This window comes from Streptomyces sp. NPDC044921 (assembly GCF_056432865.1).
Map to the genome: position 1 here is coordinate 91327 of NZ_JBWKIF010000023.1, position 24417 is coordinate 115743.

The 24417-nt window shown below is 74.3% G+C and carries 19 protein-coding genes; 9 read left to right on the forward strand and 10 right to left on the reverse strand.

Going from position 1 to position 24417, the window contains the following annotated elements; translation table 11 throughout:
* Window positions 1-63: 63 nt before the first annotated feature.
* Together AC07DA_RS29835 and AC07DA_RS29840 are read right to left on the reverse strand one after the other, a co-directional pair.
* The gene (locus AC07DA_RS29835) at window positions 64-2307 is read right to left on the reverse strand and encodes a glycoside hydrolase family 9 protein (RefSeq protein ID WP_479131335.1); all 2244 of its coding nucleotides are present in this window, start codon (window positions 2305-2307) and stop codon (window positions 64-66) included.
* A gap of 164 nt (window positions 2308-2471) precedes the next feature.
* A complete protein-coding gene (locus AC07DA_RS29840) occupies window positions 2472-5567 on the reverse strand; it encodes a glycoside hydrolase family 2 TIM barrel-domain containing protein (RefSeq protein WP_479131336.1) in 3096 nt (1031 codons plus the stop codon).
* A gap of 257 nt (window positions 5568-5824) precedes the next feature.
* Here AC07DA_RS29840 and AC07DA_RS29845 point away from each other — a divergent pair, with 257 nt between their 5' ends.
* Window positions 5825-8212: a SpoIIE family protein phosphatase gene (locus AC07DA_RS29845; protein WP_479131337.1), complete on the forward strand. Its 2388-nt coding sequence runs from the start codon at window positions 5825-5827 to the stop codon at window positions 8210-8212.
* Between the two features lie 129 nt (window positions 8213-8341).
* A complete protein-coding gene (locus AC07DA_RS29850) occupies window positions 8342-9601 on the forward strand; it encodes an SLC13 family permease (protein WP_479131375.1) in 1260 nt (419 codons plus the stop codon).
* A 28-nt stretch (window positions 9602-9629) separates the two neighbouring features.
* Here the strand turns inward: AC07DA_RS29850 and AC07DA_RS29855 are convergent, their stop codons facing one another.
* Entirely contained in the window at window positions 9630-12248 is a 2619-nt protein-coding gene (locus AC07DA_RS29855; protein WP_479131338.1) for a ricin-type beta-trefoil lectin domain protein, read from the reverse strand.
* 238 nt (window positions 12249-12486) lie between these two features.
* Window positions 12487-13401 (reverse strand): helix-turn-helix domain-containing protein, encoded by a 915-nt coding sequence (locus AC07DA_RS29860; RefSeq protein WP_479131339.1) that lies wholly within the window; start codon window positions 13399-13401, stop codon window positions 12487-12489.
* A gap of 62 nt (window positions 13402-13463) precedes the next feature.
* On the opposite strand from AC07DA_RS29860, the gene AC07DA_RS29865 reads away from it, so the two are divergent.
* Together AC07DA_RS29865 and AC07DA_RS29870 are read left to right on the forward strand one after the other, a co-directional pair.
* Window positions 13464-14303, forward strand: a complete 840-nt coding sequence (locus AC07DA_RS29865; RefSeq protein ID WP_479131340.1) for a phytanoyl-CoA dioxygenase family protein — start codon at window positions 13464-13466, stop codon at window positions 14301-14303.
* A gap of 339 nt (window positions 14304-14642) precedes the next feature.
* Window positions 14643-15425: a hypothetical protein gene (locus AC07DA_RS29870; RefSeq protein WP_479131341.1), complete on the forward strand. Its 783-nt coding sequence runs from the start codon at window positions 14643-14645 to the stop codon at window positions 15423-15425.
* Between the two features lie 2 nt (window positions 15426-15427).
* Here the strand turns inward: AC07DA_RS29870 and AC07DA_RS29875 are convergent, their stop codons facing one another.
* Both AC07DA_RS29875 and AC07DA_RS29880 read right to left on the reverse strand, forming a co-directional pair.
* Window positions 15428-15964: a flavoprotein gene (locus AC07DA_RS29875; RefSeq protein WP_479131342.1), complete on the reverse strand. Its 537-nt coding sequence runs from the start codon at window positions 15962-15964 to the stop codon at window positions 15428-15430.
* Between the two features lie 64 nt (window positions 15965-16028).
* Window positions 16029-16487, reverse strand: a complete 459-nt coding sequence (locus AC07DA_RS29880) for a nuclear transport factor 2 family protein (protein WP_479131343.1) — start codon at window positions 16485-16487, stop codon at window positions 16029-16031.
* Between the two features lie 93 nt (window positions 16488-16580).
* Between AC07DA_RS29880 and AC07DA_RS29885 the strand changes: the two genes are divergently transcribed.
* Window positions 16581-17132 (forward strand): TetR/AcrR family transcriptional regulator, encoded by a 552-nt coding sequence (locus AC07DA_RS29885; protein WP_479131344.1) that lies wholly within the window; start codon window positions 16581-16583, stop codon window positions 17130-17132.
* A 70-nt stretch (window positions 17133-17202) separates the two neighbouring features.
* Here the strand turns inward: AC07DA_RS29885 and AC07DA_RS29890 are convergent, their stop codons facing one another.
* The gene (locus AC07DA_RS29890; RefSeq protein ID WP_479131346.1) at window positions 17203-17403 is read right to left on the reverse strand and encodes a ferredoxin; all 201 of its coding nucleotides are present in this window, start codon (window positions 17401-17403) and stop codon (window positions 17203-17205) included.
* Window positions 17404-17416: 13 nt separating this feature from the next.
* Window positions 17417-18613, reverse strand: coding sequence for a cytochrome P450 (locus AC07DA_RS29895; protein WP_479131347.1), 1197 nt, complete (start codon window positions 18611-18613; stop codon window positions 17417-17419).
* 350 nt (window positions 18614-18963) lie between these two features.
* Between AC07DA_RS29895 and AC07DA_RS29900 the strand changes: the two genes are divergently transcribed.
* Window positions 18964-19596: a LysE/ArgO family amino acid transporter gene (locus tag AC07DA_RS29900; protein WP_479131348.1), complete on the forward strand. Its 633-nt coding sequence runs from the start codon at window positions 18964-18966 to the stop codon at window positions 19594-19596.
* A 392-nt stretch (window positions 19597-19988) separates the two neighbouring features.
* Here AC07DA_RS29900 and AC07DA_RS29905 read toward each other — a convergent pair whose 3' ends face one another.
* Window positions 19989-20912 (reverse strand): cation diffusion facilitator family transporter, encoded by a 924-nt coding sequence (locus AC07DA_RS29905; RefSeq protein ID WP_479131350.1) that lies wholly within the window; start codon window positions 20910-20912, stop codon window positions 19989-19991.
* A 140-nt stretch (window positions 20913-21052) separates the two neighbouring features.
* On the opposite strand from AC07DA_RS29905, the gene AC07DA_RS29910 reads away from it, so the two are divergent.
* Window positions 21053-22078: a glutathione S-transferase family protein gene (locus AC07DA_RS29910; RefSeq protein ID WP_479131351.1), complete on the forward strand. Its 1026-nt coding sequence runs from the start codon at window positions 21053-21055 to the stop codon at window positions 22076-22078.
* Window positions 22079-22161: 83 nt separating this feature from the next.
* Window positions 22162-22458: a DUF4235 domain-containing protein gene (locus AC07DA_RS29915; RefSeq protein WP_030845173.1), complete on the forward strand. Its 297-nt coding sequence runs from the start codon at window positions 22162-22164 to the stop codon at window positions 22456-22458.
* Between the two features lie 138 nt (window positions 22459-22596).
* On the opposite strand, the gene AC07DA_RS29920 is transcribed toward AC07DA_RS29915, so the two are convergent.
* On the reverse strand, window positions 22597-22989 hold the full coding sequence (locus AC07DA_RS29920) for a VOC family protein (protein ID WP_479131352.1): 393 nt from the start codon (window positions 22987-22989) through the stop codon (window positions 22597-22599).
* Window positions 22990-23378: 389 nt separating this feature from the next.
* Between AC07DA_RS29920 and AC07DA_RS29925 the strand changes: the two genes are divergently transcribed.
* Window positions 23379-24410 (forward strand): 7-epi-alpha-eudesmol synthase, encoded by a 1032-nt coding sequence (locus AC07DA_RS29925; RefSeq protein ID WP_479131353.1) that lies wholly within the window; start codon window positions 23379-23381, stop codon window positions 24408-24410.
* The last annotated feature ends 7 nt before the right edge of the window (window positions 24411-24417 follow it).

Here is a 24417-nt window from a genome sequence, read left to right on the forward strand (position 1 = left end):
CAGGCTACGCGCGGGTGCCGGAGGCGTCCTGTCGCGCGGACGCCTCCGGCACCGGCGGCGGGGCTAGCCCTGGTCCGCCACGAAGGAGGCCATGCGGGTCAGGGCGGCGTTCCAGTTGATCGTGTGCTCGTTGGTCGACCAGGACTGGATGTCGTCGATGTAGCAGAACTGGCCGACGCAGCCCTGCAGCTTGCTCTGGGCGTAGGGGTCCTGGATGCTCGAGTTCGGCCCGCCCGCGAGGGTGCCCCGCGGCGGGTTGGGCTGGTTCGGGTCGAGCTGGCGGGCGTACCAGCGGCTGTGCTGGTTCTGGGCGCTGACCTCGCCGTAGCCGGTGACGTAGGAGATGTTCAGCGCGTTGCGGCCCAGGATGTAGTCCATGCTCTGCAGCGCGCCGTCGCGGTACTTCGAGGCGCCGGTGATGTCGTACGCGGTGGCGAGGACGACGGCGTTGTTGAGGATCTGGTGGCTGGAGCCCCAGTCGTACTTGTTCCCCTCCGGGGCGTACGGCATGCCGTACGGGTGTGCCTTCAGGGTGGCCAGGTAGCGGTCGGCGCCCTTGATCACGGACTGGCGCACCTTGTCCCGGCCGGGCAGCCTGCTGGGCACCGTGGCGAGGTCGAGACGGCCGGCCGCGCCGGTGCGGGCCCAGTCGAATCCGATGGGCTTGAACAGGTCGGCCGTGTGGACCGGTGACTTCAGCAGGTACTCCTCGAACTGCCGCTCGCCGGTGGAGAGGTACAGCTCGGCCGCCGCCCAGTAGAAGTCGTCGGACACGTCGCCGTCGGCGTAGGCGCCGCCGCCGATGCCGTCGCTCTCGGAGGCGAGGCGGTCGGGGTGGGCGAGCGCCGCCGACCACGCCTTGCGCGCGGCGGCCAGCGCCTTGCCCGCGAACGCCTTGTCGTGGGGCCGGTACAGACGGGCCGCCTGAGCGGCCGTGGCGGCCAGGTTCAGGGTCGCGGCCGTGGACGGCGGGTGCAGTTCGCGCTTCTGCGGGTCGTCGTGCGGCATCAGCGGCAGGCCGGTCCACTGCTCGTCGTGGATCTTGTGGTGGGCCATGCCCGCCAGCGGCTCGCCGTCCGGCACCTGCATCCTCAGCAGGAACTCCAGCTCCCAGCGCACCTCGTCGAGGAGGTCGGGCACCTTGTTGCCGCTCTCGGGGATGGCGAGGCTGCCGTCGCCGAGCTTGTCCGGGTCGCCGGTGCGGGCGTGCAGGGCGCGCTCGTGGGTGCTGAGCAGCTCCCAGGTGGAGATGCCGCCGTTGACGACGTACTTGCCGTGGTCGCCGGCGTCGTACCAGCCGCCGCGCACGTCGAGCGTGTAGTCGCAGACGCCGGGCTGGCAGGGCACGTCCGTGTCGCCCTGGTTGGGTGCCACGCCGACGTGACCGGCCGGGCGGCCGTAGCCGGGCCGCAGGTCGTCGCGTATCGGGATGCCGCTGCGCTGCGTGTAGTAGTACTTCGCCGAGTCCAGCCGCAGCCGCTCGTAGGCGCTCGCGTCGATGTCGAAGGGGCGGCTGGTCTCGCCGTCGGCGACGAGCGTGTAGCCGGAGCCCTTCTTGCGGTAGGCGCCGAAGTCGACGGAGTGCACGTTCTGCCCGGAGGAGGCGTCGACGCCGCGCGGCACCGTCGTGCCCCGGGCGACGACCCTGCCCGCGGAGTTCTTCAGCTGCCAGGGCAGCCCGGACGTGGCGTCGGTGACGAGGGTGGCGTTCTTCGGCCCGGCGGGCAGGTAGGCGACCTGGTTGACGCGCACCCGGGGCCCGGTGTCGGGCTCGTACGGCTCGGGGGTCACCCCGCCGAGCAGGGACACGTCGTCCATGCAGAAGCGCCAGGGGTCCGCGCTGCCGCCGAGCTGGAAGCCGACCTGGCCCTGCGCGGTGTCGACGGGTGAGGTGAAGGTGTAGGAGTAGGTGTCGCCGGAGACGCTGAGCTGCGGCGTCACCTCGTGGTAGGTGTCGTACGGCGCCACGGACAGGCCGACGATCGCGCGCACCACGTGCCCGGCGGGGCTGCCGGTCGCGCGGAAGGAGAAGCGGTACGACTCCCCTTTCACGAGGGTGATGTCGTTCTGTCCGACGGCGGCGTCCCAGCGGTTGGTGGTGCCGCCGGGGACGTCGGCGCAGAGCCGGCCGTCGGACAGACCGGCGGTGACGTTGCTGGTCGTCCACCACGGTTCGGTGGTGGTGTCGAAGGTGCCGTTCCTGACCTGCTCGGCCTCCTCGGCCCCGGCCGGTGCGGACGGCAGCGCGGTGAGCGCGGTCGCCAGCAGGGCCGTCAGGGACAGCAGGGCGGTTCTGCGTCGTTTCACGCCTGGGCTCCTCTGGGGAGGTGCGGGTGGCGCTCCTCATGGGAGCGCTCCCAGAAGCGGACGCAGGCCATGGTTGTGGCTGACGTGACGCCCCGTCAACGGTCCGGACAGGACTGTCTTCGCCGGGGGCTGCTCGGCCCCGTCCGGACCGCGGCGGGGCGGGGTCAGGCCGCCGGGGCGTCCAGGCGGCTGATGCGGATCGCGCCCCGGGCCTCGTCGGGGTGACGGCTGGTCAGGGTGAGGCGGATCCGGGAGCCGCGGACGGCGCCGAAGGTGACCACGGTCGGAGATCCGGACGCGGTGGCCCAGTCGACCGCGGTGTCCCGCACGGCCCGCCAGGCGCGGCCGTCCCACACCGCCACCTCGATCGCCGCGGGGAGGCTGTGCGTGGCGTCCACGGTGAAGGAGACCTCCACCCGGTCGAAGCCGCGGACGCGTCCGTAGTCGACGGACACCCAGTCCTCCGCGCGTGCCCCGTCGAACGCGGGCAGCAGGGCCGTGGCCTGCTTGAAGAAGCCGTTGGACCAGGCGGTGGCCGGGTCCCCGTCCAGCATGGCGGCGGGCAGGGTGTCGGGGCGGCCGGAGTAACTGGCGTCCGCGTGGGGGTGGTCGAGCGGCCGCGGGTGTTCCGGCCGGAAGGCGGGCGGAGCCGTCTCGGCCCGGTCCGCCGCCCGGGTGGCGCGCACGGCCACCGCGTCCGCCCGCAGGCCGCCGGCGCGGGCGGTGACCCTCACCGTGCCCGTCCGGGTGCCGGACCGGACGATGGCGAGGGCCTTGCCGTGGAAGGCGGTGCGGGTGCTCGCCTGATAGCGCTCGGCGCTCTCCTGGCGGCCGTTGTCGAGCCCGGCGAGGGAGCCGTTCGCCACCTCGAAGGAGAGCAGGTGCTCCGCGTCGGGCACCACGACACCGTGCCGGTCGACGACCTCGGCGGTCACGAACACCAGGGACCGGCCGTCCGCGGCGACCGAGGAGCGGTCCGCGCTGAGGCGTATCGCGTGCGGGGCCCCCGCGGTGCGCAGCACGTCGGTGGCGACGACCTTGCCGTCCTGCCGCGCGACGGCCTTCAGTTCGCCCGGCCGGTAGGGCACCCGCCAGGTCAGGTGGAGCTTGCCGGCGCTGCCGTTGGGGCTGGTGTAGCTGCCGGGCCAGGGGCCGTCGGTGACGGTCTTGTCGTCGCCCGTCGGCTCGGTCGTCTCCAGGTAGGCGCGGCCGTCGAGCGTCTTCTTGGTGTCGAACCGCCGCACCCCCAGCGACACGCCGTTGAGGTACAGCTCGACGGTGTCGACGTTCGCGTACGCCCACACCTCGACGGTGTCGCCCGGCGCGTGGTTCCAGGTCATGGGCAGCAGGTGGACCATCGGCTCGCTGGTCCACTGGCTGCGGAAGAGGTGGTACATGTCCTTCGGGAAGCCCGCGGTGTCGACCGCGCCGAAGAAGGACGCCTTGACCGGGAAGACGTCGTAGGGCGTGGGCTCGCCCAGGTAGTCGATGCCCGACCAGAGGAACTGCCCGGCGAACCACTTGCGGTCCCGGTCCTTCTTGTGGCCGTACTCGCCGCTCATGGTCCAGGAGGCGAGGTTGTTGTCGTAGGAGGAGGTCGAGCGCCTGCCGGGGGTGTGGTTCTCGCCCGTGTTGAGGTGCTCGGGCTCCTGGTAGGCGCCGCGGGTGGAGGTCTCCGAGGAGGACTCGGACTCGAAGAGGAACAGGTGCGGGTAGGCGGCGTGCAGCTGGTCCACCGACTTGGCCGTGTTGTAGTTCAGGCCGAGGCCGTCCAGCTTGGCCAGCATCAGGTCGGCCGCCGAGCCCTTGGCGGGCAGGCGGCGGTACTTGTCCGAGCCGATGACCAGCGGGCGGGTGTCGTCGGCCGCCTTGATCGCCCCGATGATCCGGTCGGCCATGGCGAGGCCGGCGGTGGAGGTGGAGTCGGGGACCTCGTTGCCGATGGACCACATCAGCACGGCGGGCGAGTTGCGGGCCGCCAGCACCATCTCGGTGGCGTCCCTCTCCCCCCACTCGTCGAAGAACCGGCCGTAGTCGTAGCGGTTCTTCCCGGTGCGCCAGCAGTCGAAGGCCTCGACCAGCATGATCACGCCCAGTTCCTCGCAGGCCCGGATCACCTCCGGCGCGGGCGGGTTGTGGGCGGTGCGCAGGGCGTTGACGCCCATGGACCGCATGATCTCCAGCTGGCGGCGGACGGCGTCGGCGCTGACGGCGGCGCCGAGCGCGCCCAGGTCGTGGTGGAGGTCGACGCCCTTGATCTTGTGGTGGGTGCCGTTGAGGAAGAAGCCCTCGTCCGGGTCGAAGCGGAAGGTGCGGATGCCGAAGACCGTGCGGTAGGTGTCGGTGGTCCGCCCGTCGACGCGCAGCTCGGTGTGGAGGGTGTAGCGGTGCGGGGCCGCGATGTCCCACCGTTCGGGGTGCCGGACGGTGAGTTCGTGGGTCTCGGTGTGCTCGCCGGTGACGGTGACCGTGGAGGCGGTGCGGGCGACCGTCCGGCCCCCGCGGTCGGTGATCCGGGAGACGACCTCCACGTCCGGGCCCGTGCCCGACGCGTCGGCGACCGTGGTGGCCACCCGCACGACGGCCCGTTCGGCGGTGACCTCGGGCGTGGTGACGCGGGTGCCCCAGCGGGCCACGTGCACCGGCTCGGTGATCACGAGCCGGGCCTCGCGGTAGATGCCGCTGCCGGAGTACCAGCGGCTGCTGGGGAGCCGGTTGCGGACCTGGACGGCGATCACGTTCTCGGTGGTGCCGTCGGTGTGCACCAGGTCGGTGAGGTCCAGGGCGAAGCCGGTGTAGCCGTAGGGGTGGCGGCCGGCCTCCGTGCCGTTGCAGTGGACGGTGGCGTCCATGTAGACGCCGTCGAACTCCACCGAGACGCGCCGGCCGGCGAGGGCGGGCGGCAGGGTGAAGGCGAGGCGGTACCAGCCGAGGCCTCCGGGAAGGAAGCCGGTGCCGCTGGTGGTGCCGTGCTCGGTGGTGGGGGTCTGCTCGATGCTCCAGTCGTGCGGGACGGTGATCTCGCGCCACCTGGAGTCGTCGTAGCCGGGCCGGGCGGCGTCGGCGTAGGCGCCGGTGGGGTCGGTGACGCCGTCCGGATCGGCCAGCGCGAAGCGCCAGCCGTCGCGCAGGGCGACGGTGCGGCGGCCGGACGCGCCGCGCGCCTCCTCGGCGGCCCACACCTCCGGGGCGCCGAGGAGCGCTCCGGCCGCGGGTGCCGCCGCCGAGGCGAGCAGGACCGATCTGCGAGTAACCGACATGACGGCTCTCCCTCATTAGGGCCCAGAAGTACTCACAACTGATCGTGAACAAACAGATTCTGTCGAGGTGTCACACGGGGCCGTCAAGGGTGCGGGCGGCGGCTTCTCCGCCCGCCGGCACATCGACCGGATCGCGGCCTTGACCGCACCGGGCCGGACCGCTGGGGGGATACCCGTCCACGCCGGGCGTCCACGGACTAGTCTGGAACTCAAGCGACCTCCCTGATCACTGTGAGTGTCCGTATGGAGTGGCGACGATGAGCCCGGACGAGCCGTTGGACGATGGCGTGGCCGCCCGTGCCGTCATCGCCGCCGACGGCACGCTCACCGGGTGGAGCGAGGGCGCCCGCCGCCTGCTGGGACACACGGCCGACGAGGTCGTGGGCCGCCCGGCCGCGGAGCTGCTGGCCGACGGGGCGGACGCACCGCCCGCCCCCGCGGACGCCCGCTGGAGCGGCACGCTCGGCCTGCGCCACCGCGACGGCCGCACGGTGTCGGTGTGGGTCCTCGCCCACCGCCGGCCTCCCGACGGCCCGGAGGCCACCGAGTGGCTCGCCGTCGCCCCGCCGGAGATGCCGGACCGCGACGCCCCGGACGACCCGCTGCTGCGGGCGGCGCTGACGCAGTCCCCCTGCGCCACGATGATCTTCGACGAGCGGCTGCGGCTGCACGGCGTCAACGACGCCATGGCGGACCTCGTCGGACTGCCCGCCGACCGCCTGCGCGGACTGCGGCCCACCGACATCGGCAGCCGGCCGCAGAACCGGGAGCTGGAGGAGCACCTGCGCCGGGTGCTGCGAACCGGCCGGCGGCACGACATGCAGACGTACATGGAGGCCACCGGTGAGGACCGCGGGCCGCACGCCTGGCTGGCCCGGATCGCGCCCCTCACCGACGACGCGGGGCGGGTGCGGGGCGTGTGCGTGACCGCCCACGACTTCTCCGACCAGTACCGGTCACGGGAGCGGCTGCAACTGGTCAACGAGGCGAGCGTGCGCATCGGCACCACCCTCGACGTCACCCGCACGGCCCAGGAGCTGGCCGACGTGTGCGTGCCGGCGCTCGCCGACTTCGTCAGCGTCGACCTGCTCGACCCGCCGGCGCAGGGCGGCGAGCCGCCCGGACCGCCGGCGCCGCCGGTGAGCCTGCGCCGGGCCGCCCACCAGTCGGTCAACACGGGCAGCCCGGAGGCGGTCGCCAAGCCGGGCCAGGTGGACGTCTACCCGGAGAACTCCCCGCAGGCCGCCTCCCTGGTGGCGGGCCACACGGTCGTGGCCTCCGGGTCCTCCGCCGACCTGGAGCGGTGGCTCGCCTGGGACCCGGCCCGCTTCCGGCGGGTCCGCGAGTACGGCATCCACTCCACGATGTCCGTCCCGCTGCAGGCCCGCGGCACCACCCTCGGCGTCGCCGTCTTCACCCGCTTCCGGCGCCCGGAGGCCTTCACCGACGACGACGTGCTGCTGGCCGAGGAGGTCACCGCCCGCGCCGCCGTCTGCATCGACAACGCCCGCCGCTACTCCCGCGAGCGCGAGACCACCCTGACCCTCCAGCGCAGCCTGCTCCCCCGCACCCTGCCGCGCACGGCGGCGGTGGAGGCGGCCTCCCGCTACCTGCCCGCCACCCGCTCCGGCGTGGGCGGCGACTGGTTCGACGTGATCCCGCTGTCCGGCATGCGGGTCGCCATGGTCGTCGGGGACGTCGTCGGCCACGGCATCCAGGCCTCGGCCACCATGGGCCGGCTGCGCACGGCCGTCCGTACGCTCGCCGACATCGACCTGGCCCCCGACGAGCTGCTCACCCACCTCGACGATCTGGTGGTGCGGCTCTCCCAGGAATCCGGCGGCGGCGACGCGGGCGCCGGCGAGGTGGGCGCGACCTGCCTGTACGCGGTCTACGACCCGGTGTCACGGCGCTGCACCCTGGCCCGGGCCGGGCACCCGCAGCCCCTGCTGGCCCCGCCGGACGGCCCGGCCCGGCAGCTCGAGCTGCCCTCGGGCCCCCCGCTCGGCGTCGGCGGGCTGCCGTTCGAGTGCGCCGAGGTGGACCTGCGGGAGGGCAGCGTCCTGGCGTTCCACACGGACGGGCTGCTCGCCGGCCGCGAGCGGGACGTCGACGCGAGCCAGCGGATGCTCCGCGAGGCCCTGTCGGCGCCCGCCGACTCCCTCGACGAGACCTGCGACCGCGTGCTGCACGCCCTGCTCCCGCCGGGCGGCTCCGCCGACGACGTGGCCCTGCTCCTCGCCCGCACCCGCGGCCTGCCCTCCTCCCAGGTCGCGACCTGGGACATCCCCGCCGACCCGGCACTGGTCGCCCCCATCCGCAAGCAGGTGGTCGACCAGCTCGAACGCTGGGGACTCCTGGAGGCCACGTTCACGGCGGAGCTGGTGGTGAGCGAGCTGGTCACCAACGCCATCCGCTACGGCGCCCCGCCCATCCGGCTCCGGCTGATCCACGACGCGTCCACGCTGATCTGCGAGGTCTCCGACACCAACCACACGGCGCCGCACCTGCGGCGGGCCAAGACCTGGGACGAGGGCGGCCGGGGCCTGCTCCTGGTGGCGCAGCTGACCCAGCGGTGGGGCAGCAGGCACACCACCGAGGGCAAGACGATCTGGGCGGAGCTGGCGCTGCTCGACGAGGTCTGACCCGGCCCGGGCCGGCGCGATGCCCCGCGCGGGGAACGCGCCCATGGCGCCGACGCGGCTTTTACGCCTCTCTTACCTGCGCCTGGTTCCCTCGGCGGGCACGATCTGCCCGCGTCCCGGAGGACTCCCCTGCACACCCCGTTCGCCGAAGTCCTGTCCGTGGCGCTGCTGGCCGCCGTGCTCCTGTGGGCCGTCGCCCGCCCCAAGGGGCTGCCCGAGGCCGTGCTGGCGGTGCCGGCCGCCGCGCTCGCGGTCGCCGCCGGACTCGTCTCGCCCGGGCACGCCTGGGAGGAGATGGAGCGGCTGGGCCCCGTGGTCGGCTTCCTCGCGGCCGTGCTGGTGCTCGCCCACTTCTGCGATGTCGAGGGCCTCTTCACCGCCTGCGGGGCGTGGATGGCCCACTGGGCCGCGGGGCGCCCCGCCCGGCTGCTGACGGCGGTATTCGCCCTCGCCTCCGTCATCACGGCCGTGCTCAGCCTCGACGCCACGGTCGTCCTGCTCACCCCGGTCGTGCTCGCCACCGCCACCCGCATGGGCGTCCGCGCCCGTCCGCACCTGTACGCCTGCGCCCACCTGTCGAACACCGCCTCGCTGCTGCTGCCGGTCTCCAACCTGACCAACCTGCTGGCCTTCACGGCGAGCGGGCTGAGCTTCACACGGTTCGCGGCCCTCATGGCGCTGCCCTGGCTGGTCGCGATCGCCGCCGAGTACCTGGTGTTCCGGCGGTTCTTCGACGACGAGCTCAGCGCCCCGCTGCCCTCCCCCGGCACCACCGGGCCGCCCGAGCCGCTCCCGCTGTTCGCGCTCGTGACGGTCGGCTGCACACTGGCCGGGTTCGTGGTGGCCTCGGCCGTCGGCGTGTCACCGGCCTGGGCCGCGCTGGCCGGAGCGCTCGTGCTGGCCGGACGGGCCCTGCTGCGGCGGCGGGCCACCCCGCTGACGGTGGTGCGCTCGGCGGCGCCGGCCTTCCTGGCGTTCGTGCTCGCGCTCGGCGTGGTCGTGCGCGCGGTCGTCGACCACGGGCTGGCCGACGCCCTCCAGCGGGTGCTGCCGGGCGGTGACGGTCTGCTCGCCCTCCTGGGCCTGGCCGCCCTGGCCGCCGTGCTGGCGAACCTCATCAACAACCTGCCCGCGGTGCTGGTGCTGCTGCCGCTGAGTGCCGGGTCCGGCCCCGGCGCGGTGCTGGCCGTGCTGCTCGGCGTGAACATCGGCCCCAACCTGACCTACGCCGGGTCGCTGGCGACCCTGCTGTGGCGGCGGATCGTGCGGCAGCACGGGCACCGGGTCGGGCTCGGGGAGTTCACCCGGCTGGGACTCCTCGCGGTGCCGGCCGCGCTGGTACCGGCCGTGGCGGCGCTGTGGCTGTCGCTGCGCGTCCTGGGGGTGTGAGGAACGGGCAGCTGCGGCTGGCCCGCGGTCAGCGGCGGCCGTCCCCGCCGTATCCGTAGCCGCCGTAGCCGTCGCGGTATCCCTGACCGCCAGAGCCGTAGCCGTAGCCCGGGTAGCCGTACCCCGGAGCGCCGTACCGGCCGTCGTCGTCGCAGTGGTGGCCGTAGCGGGCGCAGGAGGGTTCGCCGGGGGTCGTGCTGCCCGGCGCCGGGGCGGGCGTGGTTCGGGGGGCCGGCGGGGGCGCGGTCGTCCTCGACGGGGCCGGTGCCGGGGTCGGAGTGGGCGTGGGCCGGGGCGACGGCAGGGCGGCGTCCCAGTTGACGGCCTCCATCCGCAGGTCGGCCTTGGAGGTGTCGATCACCCACCGCTTCTCGTCCTGCTCGGCGCGGGCCTTGAGGACCAGGGATCCCGAACCGTCCGTCGCCGCCGGGGCCAGGGCCAGGTCCTGGTCCGTGCGGGGCACCAGGGCGCCCTGGAGGGTGAAGTCGTAGCGGACGTTCCTCGTGTCCGGCTGGGACGCGCCGGTGCAGGGGGCCAGCCGCACGGAGTAGCCGAGGCGCGAGTCCAGGCACAGGCCGGGAGCGGCGCCGTTGCGCAGCAGGCCGTCGGTCTCGTACGTCCACTGCTGGGTGGAGTCCGCCGAGCACGGGACGAGTTCGGCCTCCGCGTCCTCGACGGCCTTCTCGCCGTCGACGCCGACGCACAGGCCGGAGCCGACGTTGTGCAGCCGCCCGCGCAGGGCGCCCTTCTCGGCCTCACCCGCCCCGACCCACGACGGATCACGACTCTGCTCGCCCGCCTCGGTACCGGGTGCCTCCTCGCCCCGCCCGGCGCCGGACGGGCCGCCGTCCCCGGGGTGCGCGAGGGACCACAGGGCCAGCGGCAGCACGACCAGCCCGCTGACGGTCAGGACGCCCGCGGTGAGGTGCCGGCGACGGGCGGCGCGGCGGGCCGCCTTGTGGGCGGTTCTTCGGGCGGCGGCGCGGGAACCCGGGGCGCGCGGCCCGGCGTTCACCCGGGAGCGTGCCGTGGTGTCGGGCGCGGGCACGAGGAGCGCGTGCGCGTCTTCACCGCCGGCCGGGACCGCGACGGGCGACGGGGCACCACCGCCCCGGGCCGCGGCCGGTGACGGGGCGCCGCCCTCCCGGCCCGCGACGGGTGACGGGGTGCCGCCCTCCCGGCCCGCTGCGTCCATTGGGGCACGGCCGCCGGCCCAGGCCGCGGCGGAGGAAGGGGCGCCGATGCCCCGCGCCGCAGCCGATGACGCGACACCGCCGTCCTGGGCCGCCGCGGGTGAGGCGACACCGTCGCCCCGAGCGGCAGCGGATGACGCCGCACCGTCGCCACGAGCAACGGCCGACGACGCCACACCGCCGCCCCGCGCCCCAGCCGGTGACGGGACACCGGCATCCCAGGCAGCAGCGTGCGATGGAGCATCGCCATCCCAGGCCACAGCGGGTGACGAGACACCAACCTCCCAGGCCCCAGCGTGCGATGGAGCATCGCCATCCCAAGCCGCAGCGGGTGACGAGACACCACCTTCCCAAGCCGCAGCCGGTGACGCGGCACCGCCGTCCCGCGCCGCAGCCGATGACGGGGCGCTCCCGCCCGGGGGCCCGGCGGGGTCGGTGAACGACTCCCCGATCGCGCCCGCGAGGGCGACCGGGTCGGGGAACGCGTCCCGGGCGGGCCCGGCCGGGGCGGGGGTGGCCTGACGCGGCGGGTCGAGCGGGGCCGTGAACAGCTCGGGGGCCGGGGCGGCGGGGGGCGCCTCGGCCGGCCCGCCCGTGGGCAGGCCGCTCGCGGGGCGGAGCTCCACGGCGCCGCGCAGCCGTGCCTCGGCGTACTGCCGCCCGCCCCAGCCCAGCACCGCCTCGGCCAGGGCGGCACCGAGCCCCCGGTTGAAGTGGTCGAGCTGGTCGGCGGCGGCCGCGCAGTGCCCGCAGCCGCCGATGTGCGCGCGTAGATCCGGGTCGATGTCACGGCCGCCCCGCCGGTAGGTCACGTCCAGCAGGCGGAGGTAGCGCCGGCACACCTCGTCGGGGGCGAGCTCGCGGTGCACTTGGAGGCACTCCTCGCGCAGCCGGTCGCGGGCCCGTTCCAGCTCGGCGCGAGCGCCCTCCTCGTCCAGACCGAGCAACCCGGCGGGGGTGGTCAGCGGTTCCGCCTCGACCTCGACGTGCCACAGCAGGCAACGGGCGGCCTGGGGCAGCCGTGGGAAGGCCCCGGACAGCAGACGCCGGTGCGGCGGCGGCAGCAGCCGGGCGGCCGGCCGGTCCCCGCCCCCGGTCCACAGGTCGGGGTGGAGCATGTCGCGTCGGTGGTCACCGGCCCATTCGGCCGCGATGCGCCGTACGGTCACCAGCAGGTGCGGACGCCAGGCGGAGGCCGGGCCGTTCTGGCGCAGGGCCTCCCCGAACAGACGGGTGAACGCGGCGGTGGTGAGCACGCCGGCGGAACGGGGGCCGTCGGTGCACAGCCGGGCGTAGGCGAAGCCCGCCTCCCAGTGGCGGTCCAGCAGCTCGCCGACGGGATGCGGCGCCGGGGTCGCCCCGGTCCACTTCCTGAGCTCGGCGCTCAGCTGCGCGTCCGTCGCTCCGGACCCGCGGGACGGGGCCGGGGAATTCGACGGGCCTGCGTCATTCACGGCAGCATTCCTCTCAAGGACATGCGGAATAAAGTCCGGACCAAGGGGTATGCCGGCACGTCGGCCTCGCGCATACAAAGAATGGCGTGTTGTCCGCACGCCGGTACCGCACACCTTTGCACAGGTCAGCGACAGGGAACAAGGGATCGCGCGGTTTCGTGCATTGCGTGCGCGGCCAGCGCCTTTTGACAGGATGTCAACCAGCCGAGCAAAAGGGATTTCGGTTCTCTTCCCGGATTCAGCGGCGGGCCCGGTAGGCGCCGGGCGGTATCCCGTACCGTTCCCGGAAGACCCGGTTGAAGTGGAAGGGGCTGGCGAAACCGGAGGCGGCGGCGACGCGTTCGACGGGCAGGTCGGTGTTCTCCAGCAGCCGCGCGGCGTGCCGCAGCCGGGCCTCGCGCAGGGCCCGCATGGGCGACTGGCCGAGTTGCCCGCTGAACAGGTGCGCGAAGCGGGAGGGCGACAGGGCGACGTCCTCGGCGAGCGAGCGGACGGTGTGCGGGGCGGCCGGGTCGGCGGCGATCAGCTCCTCGGCCCGGCGGATCCGGGGGTCCAGACCCGGCCGCGCCTCGGCCGGCCGGGCGGGGGCGGTGGCCAGGAGGACGATCTCCTCCAGGGCGCACAGGGCGAGTTCGCGGGCCGCGCTGCCGTGCGCGACGGCGACCTGGCCGTCCGTGGGGTCCGGGTCGGGCGGTGTTCCGGTCCCGGTCCAGCGGGCGTCGGCGTGCATCCGCCGGAAGGCCGCCGCGACCCGGCCGTGCAGGGCGGCCGGGACCGGCGGGACGGCGTACACCCCGTCGCCGGCGTCGTACGGCCGCAGCCACGCCGTCCACGCAGGGCGGGCCTGGCAGTGCGCCCACCAGAACCGCCAGTGCCGGGCGCCGGGTTCGACGGCGTAGCCGTGCGGGACGCCCGGGGCGAGCACGACGAGCTCGCCCGGGCCGGCCGACGCCCGCGTACCGCCCTGCCACAGTCGGCCCCGGCCCGCGGTGGTCCAGGTGACGAGCCAACTCGGTGAACCCTGCGGCCGGCTGACCGCGTATCCGGAGACCTGGTCGAAGTGGCCCAGCACGACCAGGCCGGGCGGCGGGGCCGGGTCACCGCCGCCGCCCCGCGCAGCAGTGCGGGGCAATCCGTCAGCACGCACGGGCATCCTCCTCGACGACGCGGCGGCCTAGCGTGAGGGCCGGCGGACACCGACCGAGGAGTGCGTTCATGACCGTCACGGGCAACGGCGCCACCGGCGCTCCCATCCTGGACCACACGCTGCTCCGGCGGCACAGGGAGGCCTTCGAGGAGGGCGGCTTCACGGTGGTCCGCGGTCTCTTCGGGGCGGACGAGACCGACCGGCTGTGCGCGGAGTTCGCGGCGCTGCGCGAGGCGGGGCCGGTGCCCGGGCACTTCGAGCCGCGCGCGTCCGGGCCGGACGCGGATCCGCTGCACGTGTGGCCGCGCGTGATGCACCCGCACGAGATCGACGACCTCGCGCGCGAGGTCCTGCTCGACGCCCGGCTGCGGACGGTCCTGGAGGCGCTGCTCGGGGAGGAGGTGCTGGCGGCGCAGAGCATGTTCTACTTCAAGCCGCCGGGCGCCCGGGGACAGGCGCTGCACCAGGACAACTTCTACCTGCGGGTCGAGCCGGGCACGTGTGTGGCGGCGTGGCTGGCCTGCGACGTGATCGACCGGGACAACGGCGGTCTGGAGGTCGTGCCGGGCACGCACCGCATGGACCTGTTCTGTCCGGAGCTCGCCGACTCGGCGGTGTCCTTCGCGCGGGAGTACGTGCCGCCGCCGCCCGGGCTGGAGGCCGTGCCCGTCGACATGCGGCCCGGGGACGTGCTGTTCTTCAACGGCAGCCTGGTGCACGGCTCGCAGCCCAACCGTACGGCCGACCGGTTCCGGCGGTCGTTCATCGGGCACTACGTGGGGCGGTCGGCCGAGCGGATCGGGGCGTTCTACCGGACCCTGTCGATGAACGGGGCGCGGGTGCTGCTGCCGGAGAGCGAGGGCGCGGGGCCCTGCGGCACGGAGTTCGCGCCGCGGGGGCCCCACTAGCTGGGCCGTCCGGCGGCCCGCGGCGATTGCCGCCCCCCTCTCAGGTGACCGTCCGGCGTGGGAGCGGCGGGCCGGCCCGGTGGGCGGCGCATCCTCGGCGCAGGCGACCGGCGTCCGGCCGGTCGGTCACCTACGGGAGGACACGTGGCGGCACGACGGAGGACACTCAGGATCCTGACCGGGGCGGCCGCGGTTTCCGTCGCGCTCGTCTCCACCGCGTGGAGCCGGCCGGTACCGCCGGCCGAGGTCCGGGCCGGGGCGCCGGCGACCGGAGCGCCGACGGCCGGGGCACCTGTGACCGAGGGATCGGCCTCTGGCGCATCGGCGCCCGGAGGGCGGGTGTCCGGGGCTCCCCTGCCCGAAGGGGCGGCTGCCGAGGGGCCGGCGACGCTGTGCGCGCCCGCGGGCGTACTGCGCGGCCCCGGCGGAGAGCGGGCCGTGGTCAGTCTCTGCGCGGGCAGCGGCACCCCGGTGATGGCCGTCTCGGCACCCGCCTCCTGCCGCCGCCCCGGCACCTCCGTCCGGTACGCGTGCCTGACCTCGGGCAGCTGGACGGCGCGGCGCGACGGCGCGACGGTGGCCACCGGGACGCTGCCCGGTTCCCAGCCGTACCCCGGCCCGGGCACCTACGACGTCACCGCCTCCGTGCACGTGCGGTCCACGCCCTCCGGGGTCGACCTGCGCGGCACGGTCCGGGCCACGCTCACCCTGACCGCGCCCAGGCAGCAGCCCACCCACCGCGTCGAGGTCGACCGGCACTCCCTGCGGTCCGGCACCACCACCACCCTGACCTACCGGGTGTACCGCGACAGCGAACAGGGCGACGGCAGCGCGCGGTTCGGGCTGATCGGCGAGGAGGGCAGCGGGGTGCGGATCAGCACGGCGGACGCGCGGTGCGTCAATCCGCTCGTGGGCCGGGCTCCGTCGCGGGACCGGCTGGGACACGCGGTGGACTGCGCGCTCACCGACCTGCAGCCGGGGCGTCCGGCGACCGTGCGGGTGAAGGTGCGGCTGGCGTCGACCTGCTCGACGGTGGTCTCGAAGCTGGGCTACTGGATGCCGCGCGGGCAGGCGCTGTACACCGGCGGCATGGTGGAGGGCCCGACGGTCCGCTGCTCCTGACCTCAGCCGCGGTCGAGCAGGTCCAGCGCGCGCTCCCAGGCGAAGTCCCGCCGCCCGCCGTCCGGTTCCGGCTCTCCGGTGTGCGGCTCCCCGAAGCGGACGCCCATCCCGCCGAGCCGTTCCAGGGCGGCCCGGTGGGCGGGGTGGGCCGCCAGCGCGTCGGACACGCACGGCAGGACGGCGATCGGCACCCCGAGGCCCGCCGCCTCGCAGAGGGTGCCGAGCGCGAGGGTGTCGGCGATGCCCGCCGCCCACTTGTTGACGGTGTTGAAGGTGGCGGGGGCGACCACGACGGCGTCGGGCGCGGGGAACGGGCGCGGCTCGCCCGGGGTGCGCCAGGCGGACCGGACGGGGCGGCCGGTGCGGGCCTCCACGGCGGCGGTGTCGAAGAAGCCGTTCATGGCGACCGGCGTCGCGATGACTCCGACCTCCCAGCCCCGCTCCTGCGCGGCGGCGACGAGTCGGCCGACGTCCGCGGCGATGCCGGCGGCGCAGACGACGACGTAGAGGAACGGCTTGCGGGCGGTCTGTGCGGTCATCCCCGCAACCCTAGTGACCGCGCGTGTCCCCGCACCGGGGAGGTGTCACCGGAGCGGGAGCGGGTCACCGGAGCGGGAGGGTGCGGCCCCGCTCCGTTTGCGGACGCGGGCCGTGGATGCGGCGGTCCGCCTCCTCGATCGGTACGTCGTCGATGCTCGCCTCGCGGCGGGTCATCAGGCCGTGCTCGTCGAACTCCCACAGCTCGTTGCCGTAGGAGCGCCACCACTGCCCGTCGGCGTCGCGGGACTCGTACTGGAAGCGGACGGCGATGCGGTTGCCGTCGAAGGCCCACAGGTCCTTGCGCAGGGCGTACTCCCGCTCGCGCGCCCACTTCGCGGTGAGGAACGCGACGATCCCGGCGCGGCCGGTGACGAAGGTGTCGCGGTTGCGCCAGACGGAGTCCTCCGAGTAGGCGAGGGCGACCCGGTGGGGATCGCGGGTGTTCCAGGCGTCCTCGGCGGCCTGCACCTTCCGTGCCGCGGTCTCGCGGGTGAAGGGCGGCAGGGGCGGACGATCGGTCATGGGCCCTCCCTGGGCAACGGTGGAGAACCAGCGTTCTCCACCCGGCTGCTACCGTAGGAGAACGCTGGTTCTCGCGTCAAGGAGTGGTCGCGCATGGACAGTTCGGTGGCCCGGGAGCGGGCGCTGGACGCCGCTGAGGAGCTCTTCTACGGTCGGGGCGTGCGGTCCGTCGGCATGGACGACGTGCGCAGCGCGTCCGGGGTCTCGCTCAAGCGGCTCTACCAGCTGTTCCCCGCGAAGGAGCGACTCGTGGAGGCGTACCTGGAGCGGCGCGACACGCGCTGGCGCGAGCGGCTGGCCGCCTACGTCGAGGGGCACGAGGGGGCGCGGGAGCGGATCCTGGCCGTGTTCGACTGGCTGGGCCGGTGGTTCGACGAGCCCGGCTTCCGGGGCTGTGCGTGGATCAACGCCTACGGCGAACTGGGCGCCACGTCCGCGCCGGTGGCGGACCGGGTGCGGGCGCACAAGCGGGCGTTCAGGGAGTACCTCGACTCCCTGGCCGCCGCGGCGGGCCTGCCCGCCCCGGTGGGCGGGCAGCTGTTCCTGCTGGCCGAGGGCGCGATGGTGACGGCGGGCATCACCGGCAGCGCGGAGCCCGCGGCCGAGGCGAGGGAGGCGGCCCGGCTGCTGCTGCGTGCCGTGTGAACCGGGCGTGGGACCGCCCCCGGGCGGGGTGGGGAACCGGCCGGTTCCCCACCCCGCCCGGGGAGCGGCGTCAGCCCACCGTCTCCGCGACGGTGATGGCGCCCACCGGGCAGGCGCGGGCCGCCTCCCGCAGCAGAGGGCTGTCACCGCCGTCCTCCCGGCCGGGCAGCAGGGTGCTGTAGCCGTCGTCGTCCTGGGTGAACACGTCCGGGGCGGTCAGGGCACACTGGCCCGCGCCGATGCAGACGTCCTTGTCGATGTCGATGCGCATGTCCGGAAGCCTCTTACCAGCGCACGGGGAGTTCCAGCATCCCCTGGATCGTGTCGCCCGGTTTGAAGGGGATCTCCTCGGCCGGAGCGGCCAGGCGCAGGGCGGGCAGCCGCTCGAAGAGGGTGCGCAGCGCGATCTCCAGTTCGGCGCGGGCCAGGTTCTGACCGAGGCACTGGTGGATGCCGAACCCGAACGCGACATGGTGACGGGCCGGGCGGTTCCAGTCCAGCGTGTCCGGCTCGGCGTAGACCGCCTCGTCGCGGTTGATGACCGAGGTCGCGAAGACGACACCGTCGCCCGCGCGGATCGTCGTCCCGGCCACCTCGATGTCCTCGACGGCCGTGCGCAGCAGGCCGTCCGCGATCGACAGCAGCCGCATCAGCTCCTCGACCGCCGCCGGTACCAGCGCCGGGTCGGCGCGCAGCTCGGCGAGCCGCTTGGGGTGCCGGAGCAGGGTGAAGGTGCCGAGGGAGATCATGTTGGCGGTGGTCTCGTGGCCCGCGACGAGCAGGATCAGGGCCAGCGCGACCAGGCCCTCGCGGTCGACTCCGCCCTCGCGCGACTGGCGCTGGACCAGGTCGTCCAGCAGGCCCGTGCCGGGATCCTCGCGCTTGCGGTCGATCAGCTCCCCGAAGTACCTCTCCAGCCGGTCCCGGGCGTCCAGCACGTCGGCGGCCTCCGGGCCGCGCAGCAGCCGCCGCGACTGGGCCTCGAAGAAGTCGTGGTCGCCGTACGAGACGCCGAGCAGGGCGCAGATCACCATGGACGGGACGGGCAGCGCGAAGGTGCTCACCAGGTCGGCGGGCGGACCCTGGGCGATCATCGCGTCGAGCCGCTCGTCGACGATCTGCTGGATGCGGGGCCTGAGTTCGGCGGCCCGCTTCAGGGTGAAGTCCCCGACGACCATGCGCCGCTGGGCGCGGTGTTCGGGGTCGTCGACGCCGAGCAGGGCGGTCCTGCGGTTGCGGAACCCGGCGAACCGCACGCTGGTCGCGGGGAAGCCGGGCCGGTTCCGGTCCGAGGACAGGCGCGGGTCGGCCAGCAGCGCGCGGGCGGTGGCGTGTCCGCTGACCAGCCAGGCCTCGCGGCCGTCGTAGAGGGTGATGCGGGTCAGGGGGCGCTCGGTGCGCAGCGGTTCGTAGGCGGCGGGCGGGTGGTAGGGGCAGGTCCGGCTCTGGGGGAAGACGACGGGTGCGGTCGTGTCCGTCATGAAGACCTCGCAGACGAAGTGTGCGTCGTGCCGATCTTCATTAGATGCCCCAGGCATCTATGCGGCGACGTGAACTTCGGCCATGTCGGGGGTGACGTGCAAGTTGGCCGGGGAATGCCGTCCCCCCGTTCGAACGGCGGGTGCGACCGGCCGGCTCGGGCGCGGCCGGGGCGCGTGCCGGGGCGGCCGCGCGGGTACGGCAGCGAAAACCGGTTGTCGGCGCGGCGGATCAAGCCGCAGGATCCAGCCATGTCTTCCTTCGACGCCTCCCCGCTGCTGTCCGCCGCCGCTCACGCCGCGCGCCGACAGCAGCGGTCCGGCCGCCCCGGAGGTCCGGCAGCGCCCCGGTCATGACCGCCGCGCTCGTCGCCGGACTGCTCGCCGGCTACGGCATCGCCGTCCCCGTGGGCGCCGTCGGCGCCTACCTCGTCTCCCTCGCCGCCCGCACGTCCCTGCGCACCGGTGTCTGCGCCGCCCTCGGCGTCGCCACCGCCGACGGGATCTACGCCCTCGCCGCGACGCTCGGCGGGACCGCCCTGGCCGGTGCGCTGCGGCCGGTGCTCGGGCCGCTGCGGTGGGTCTGCGTGCTGGTGCTGCTCGGGCTCGCGGTGCGGGGCGCGCTCGGCGCACTGCGCGAGTACCGGGACCACCGGCTCGCCACGCGCACGGTCCCCGCTCCCCCGAGCCCCGGCCGGGCGTTCTGGGGACTGCTCGGCATCACCCTGCTCAACCCCACGACGGTGATCTACTTCGCCGCGCTCGTGCTCGGGTCGCAGGCCTCCGGTCCGGCCGGGCCGTTCCAGCAGGGCGTGTTCGTGCTGGCCGCCTTCGCGGCCTCCGCCAGCTGGCAGGTGCTGCTCGCCGGGAGCGGCGCGCTGCTGGGCCGGGCCCTGACCGGGCACCGCGGCCGGCTGGTGACGGCGCTGGTCGCGAGCGGGGTGATGACGGCGCTGGCCGTGCGGATGGCGGTGGCGCCTCGGTGAAGCACTCCACGTGCGACCGCGCGTGGAGTACGCCGGCCTCAAGCCACCCCCTCGCCCAACGGCAGGACGGTCCCGTCCAACGGGACCTGACGGCCCGTGAGGTCACGGGTGAGGAGAGGAGGGCCCCGTGTCCGTCCTGGAGCCGGCGGAGCAGGCCTGCCCGGCTGCGGGGCCGCGGTCTGGGCCGCCCGCGCTGTGACGGCCGCCGCCTCGGGCGCGTGTTCCGGCGCCCGGAGTCGGGGTGCGGCGCCTCCGGTCGCGGTCCCCCGGCCGGGACCGGCACCCGGACGCCGACCGGACGTCCGCGGGACCGGAGCGGCCGCCTCAGCGGGTGGCGGGGCAGAAAGTTTCCGCCCGGGTGCATGAACCGCCGCCGGCCGGGCACGCGTGGGTCAGGCCCCGCCGCGCTCCCCCGTCGCGGCGGGGCTTTCGGCTGCCTCGCGTCCGAGGCGGCGGTCCGTGACGTCGAGGAAGATCTGGTCGGCCTCCGGCACCGTGCTGGCGATGGAACGCTTGATGCGGACGGCGACCTCCTCCACGCGCTCGCTGTCCAGCCCGGGCACCAGGTCCACGCGGGCCGCCACCAGGGTCGAGTCGAGGCCCGTCTTCATCGTGAACAGCGCCTCCACACTGTCTATCTCGGGCTGCGCCCGCAGCAGCGCCCGGATGCGGCCGCTCGCCTCCGGGTCGGCCGCCTCGCCGATGAGCTGGTCGCGGGCCTCCCGGCCCAGCCGGTAGGCGACGTAGACCAGCAGCGTGCCGATCGCGAGCGACGCGCCCGCCTCCCACACCACCTGCCCGGTGGCCATGTGCAGCGCCATGCCGACGATGGCCAGCGTGACGCCGAGCACCGCGGTGCCGTCCTCCGCGACGACCGTCCGCAGGGCCGGGTCCCGCAGCCCGTCACCGGCGCCGCCCTGCCGTCGCGCCTGGTACAGCGCGCGCAGCAGGGAACCGCCCTCCGCGAGAAGGGCGACGCCGAGCACGATCAGGCCGGCGACATAGCCGCCGAGGTCCTCCTCCGAGTCGCTCGTCAGGGCCTCGATCCCCTGGAAGAACGAGAAACAGCCACCCATCACGAAGATCCCGACCGCCGCGAGGAGCGACCAGAAGAACCGCTCCTTGCCGTAGCCGAAGGGATGCCGCCGGTCGGCGGGGCGGCGGCTGCGGCGCAGGGCCGCGAGCAGGAACACCTCGTTCAGGCTGTCGGCCACCGAATGGGCCGCCTCCGACAGCAGGGCGGGTGATCCCGCGGCGAGGCCGCCGACGGCCTTCGCGGCCGCGATCACCAGGTTGGCCGCGAGCGCCACCAGCACGGTGACGCGTGTCCTCCGATCAGATCCTTGTTCAGTCACCCCCGCCGATTGCCCCGGTCGGCGGTGCTCACACCGTGCCGTCCGCGGAAAACGGGGAACGCGTTCACCAGGGAACACGTACGGCAAAGGAGGTCACCCCCATGAGCCGCGACGACGGCGACGACGGCAACAGCGCCTACGGGAGGAGGACGTTCAAACGGTCCAAGGCGCACTTCGCGGACCGGGTCACGGCGGACGGCCGGGACGGCTGGCCGGTGGAGGCCGGCCGCTACCGGCTGGTCGTCAGCCGCGCCTGCCCGTGGGCGAGCCGGTCGCTGGTGTCCCGGCGGCTGCTCGGCCTGGAGGACGCGTTGTCGCTGGCCGTCGCCGATCCGGTCCAGGACGACCGCAGCTGGCGCTTCACGCTGGACGAGGACGGGCGCGACCCGGTCCTCGGCATCCGCTACCTGAGTGAGGCCTACGACCGGCGGGAGACGGACTACCCGGGCGGTGTCAGCGTGCCGGCGCTCGTGGACGTCCCCAGCGGGAAGCTCGTCACCAACGACTACCAGCAGCTCACGCTCGACCTCGCGACCGAGTGGACGGCCCTGCACCGTCCGGGGGCACCCGACCTGTACCCGGAGCGGTTGCGCGACGAGATCGACGAGGTGATGGCGGACGTCTACGAGGGCGTCAACAACGGCGTGTACCGGGCCGGGTTCGCCACCGGGCAGGAGGAGTACGAGGCCGCCTGCGCGGGCGTGTTCCGGCGGCTCGAGCTGCTCGCGGCCCGGCTGGAACGGCAGCGGTACCTCGTCGGCGACACGATCACCGAGGCGGACATCCGGCTGTTCACCACGCTGGTCCGCTTCGACGCCGTCTACCACGGCCACTTCAAGTGCAACCGGTGGAAGCTGACGGAGAACCAGGTGCTGTGGGCGTACGCGCGCGACCTCTACCAGACGCCCGGGTTCGGCGACACCGTCGACTTCGACCACATCAAGCGGCACTACTACCAGGTGCACACGGGCATCAACCCGACCCGTGTCGTGCCGCTGGGGCCGGACCTGTCCGGCTGGCTGACGCCGCACCACCGCGAGGAGCTGGGCGGCCGGCCGTTCGGCGACGGCACCCCGCCCGGACCGGTCCGCGCCGAGGAGCGGATCCCGGCGGCCCACACCCCCTGACCACGTTCGGCCCGTCCCGTCCTCAGTCACTCAGTCACTCAGTCACTCAGTCACTCAGTCACTCAGTCACCAAGGAGATCCCCGTGGCAAAGAAGAAGAAGATGTCCCTCGCCTACCAGCCGCTCGGGTTCGTGCTCGGCTGGTCGGGCGGCTGGCTGGCCGGACTCGCCTTCCGCAAGACGTGGATGGCGATCCGGCACGAGGAGGACGCGCCCGACGCGCTGGACAAGGACCGCGGCTGGGGCGAGGTCCTGCTGGCCGCCGCGATCCAGGGCGCCATCTTCGCCGTGGTGCGCAGTGCCGTGGACCGCGCGGGCGCCAAGGCGATCGAGCGCTCGACCGGCACGTGGCCGGCCGGTGAGAAGGGCGGCCGGGACTGACGCGGCCGGCCCCGGCGCCGAACGGCCCCGCCCGGACCGGGCGGGGCCGTTCTGTGTGCCCAGGCCGCGTCCCGAGCGCCTCCCCGGTGAGGTGCGACTCCGGCCGCAGCACGGCAGCGGGGCACCGCCCCCGCCGGGTCAGCCCTGCTTCGGTGCCGTCGGGGCGGTGCGGCGCAGGGTGAAGGAGTGGCCCGCCGGGTCGGCGTAGCCGCGCTCCTCCAGGGGGCCGGAGGCCTCCTTGGCCTCCAGGGGGCGGCCGCCGAGGCTGACGACGCGGCGTTCCACGGCGTCGAGGTCGTCCACCACGAACTCCAGGTGGGCCTGGAGGGAGTTCTCCGGGCGCGGCCAGCTGGGCGGGGTGGCGTTCATGTCCCGCCGCAGGGCGATCCGGAAGCCGTCGGCGGTCCTGATCTCCACGCGGTTGGCCGTCGCGTCCGACTCCTCCCCCTCCAGCAGTTCCTTGTAGAACACGGCGAGCTTCTCGGGCTCGGCGCAGTCGAGCACGATGACCCCCGCTTTCACCAGTGCCATGTCTCCTCCGCAGGATTCCGGCCGCGGGGCGGTCGTGCCCCGCGGCCCCGTACCTTGCGGATATCCCGGACCGCCCGTTTCAGTCGGCGTTCAACCACCGTCCGTGGCGCATGGGTTCACGGCCGTCCGGCTCGTCGGCCTCCCGCCGGGCGCGCACCGGCCGCGGCACCACGTGGGGAAGGAGGGAGTGTATGCAGCTCAGGCGCTTTCCGCAGTAACCGAGATCACGGCGGGGTCACGGAATGGCTGGTTCCCGCCGTGGGCAGCCTGCTACCGCTTCTCGGTTCAACTTTCGGACCCCGAAGCCGAGTTCGAGTGTGCGGGTGGCGGTGCGCCGTCCGCTCGCAGGGGTTGGGGGGCTCCGCGGTCCGTCTCCCGGAAGGAAGCGCATGCCTCAGGACGTCCGGTTCGACCTCCCCTTCGACACTCCCGTGAGCGAGCACCTGGAGTACGCCCGGGCCCGCCATCTGCGCTGGGTGTGGGAGATGCGCCTGGTCCGCAGCCGGGAGGGGTTCGAGGAGTACAAGTCCTGGGACCTGCCGCAGGCCGCCGCCCGCACGTACCCGTACGCCTCGGCGGACGACATGGTCGTCCTGATGAACTGGTTCTCGCTGGCCTTCCTCTTCGACGACCAGTTCGACTCCAGCCGGCCGGACCGGGCCGACCGCATAGCGGACGTCGCGCGGGAGCTCGTCGTCACGCCCCTGCGGCCCGTCGGCAGGCCACCCCGGGTCATATGTCCGATCACGCTGGCGTGGACGGAGGTCTGGACACATCTTTCTCATGGCATGTCCCTGACATGGAGGACGCGGTTCGCCGCCTCCTGGGGGCGCTTCCTGGTGGCGCACTGCGAGGAGGTCGACCTGGCCGCCCGAGGGCTGGAGGGCACCCTGGGGCTCGACGAGTACGCCGCGTTCCGGCGCCGCACGGTCGGCATCCACCACAGCATCGACGCGGGCGAGCGCAGCCGCGGTTTCGAGGTGCCGGCGCAGGCGATGGCGCATCCGGTGATGGAGCGGATGCGCGATCTGGCCGCGGACACCATCGGGTTCATGAACGACATCCACTCCTTCGAGCGGGAGGAGCGCCGCGGCGACGGCCACAACCTCATCGCCGTGCTCCGCCGGGAACGCGGCTGCTCCTGGCAGGAGGCGACCGACGAGGCGTACCGGATGACGACCGGGTGCCTCGACGAGTACCTCGAACTCCAGGCCCGCGTCCCGCGGATGTGCGACGAGCTCCGGCTGGACGAGGCGGAGCGCGACCGGGTGCGGATGGGCGTGGAGGCGATCCAGCACTGGATCGGCGGCAACTACGAGTGGGCGCTGACCACCGGCCGCTACGCGGCGGCGAAAGAGGGCCCGGTGGCCACGGCCGAGCTGGCCGGGCGGGGCTCGGTGGACGACCTGCTGACCGTGTGAGGCGGCG

Bases quoted from the DNA above. Each gene is read 5' to 3' on its own strand.
- AC07DA_RS29865 (WP_479131340.1), top strand. From the start codon at position 13,464: ATGACCGTCACGGGCAACGGCGCCACCGGCGCTCCCATCCTGGACCAC.
- AC07DA_RS29920 (WP_479131352.1), bottom strand. From the start codon at position 22,989: ATGGCACTGGTGAAAGCGGGGGTCATCGTGCTCGACTGCGCCGAGCCC.
- AC07DA_RS29860 (WP_479131339.1), bottom strand. From the start codon at position 13,401: ATGCCCGTGCGTGCTGACGGATTGCCCCGCACTGCTGCGCGGGGCGGC.
- AC07DA_RS29845 (WP_479131337.1), top strand. From the start codon at position 5,825: ATGAGCCCGGACGAGCCGTTGGACGATGGCGTGGCCGCCCGTGCCGTC.
- AC07DA_RS29900 (WP_479131348.1), top strand. From the start codon at position 18,964: ATGACCGCCGCGCTCGTCGCCGGACTGCTCGCCGGCTACGGCATCGCC.
- AC07DA_RS29910 (WP_479131351.1), top strand. From the start codon at position 21,053: ATGAGCCGCGACGACGGCGACGACGGCAACAGCGCCTACGGGAGGAGG.
- AC07DA_RS29885 (WP_479131344.1), top strand. From the start codon at position 16,581: ATGGACAGTTCGGTGGCCCGGGAGCGGGCGCTGGACGCCGCTGAGGAG.
- AC07DA_RS29925 (WP_479131353.1), top strand. From the start codon at position 23,379: ATGCCTCAGGACGTCCGGTTCGACCTCCCCTTCGACACTCCCGTGAGC.
- AC07DA_RS29875 (WP_479131342.1), bottom strand. From the start codon at position 15,964: ATGACCGCACAGACCGCCCGCAAGCCGTTCCTCTACGTCGTCGTCTGC.
- AC07DA_RS29880 (WP_479131343.1), bottom strand. From the start codon at position 16,487: ATGACCGATCGTCCGCCCCTGCCGCCCTTCACCCGCGAGACCGCGGCA.
- AC07DA_RS29840 (WP_479131336.1), bottom strand. From the start codon at position 5,567: ATGTCGGTTACTCGCAGATCGGTCCTGCTCGCCTCGGCGGCGGCACCC.
- AC07DA_RS29890 (WP_479131346.1), bottom strand. From the start codon at position 17,403: ATGCGCATCGACATCGACAAGGACGTCTGCATCGGCGCGGGCCAGTGT.
- AC07DA_RS29895 (WP_479131347.1), bottom strand. From the start codon at position 18,613: ATGACGGACACGACCGCACCCGTCGTCTTCCCCCAGAGCCGGACCTGC.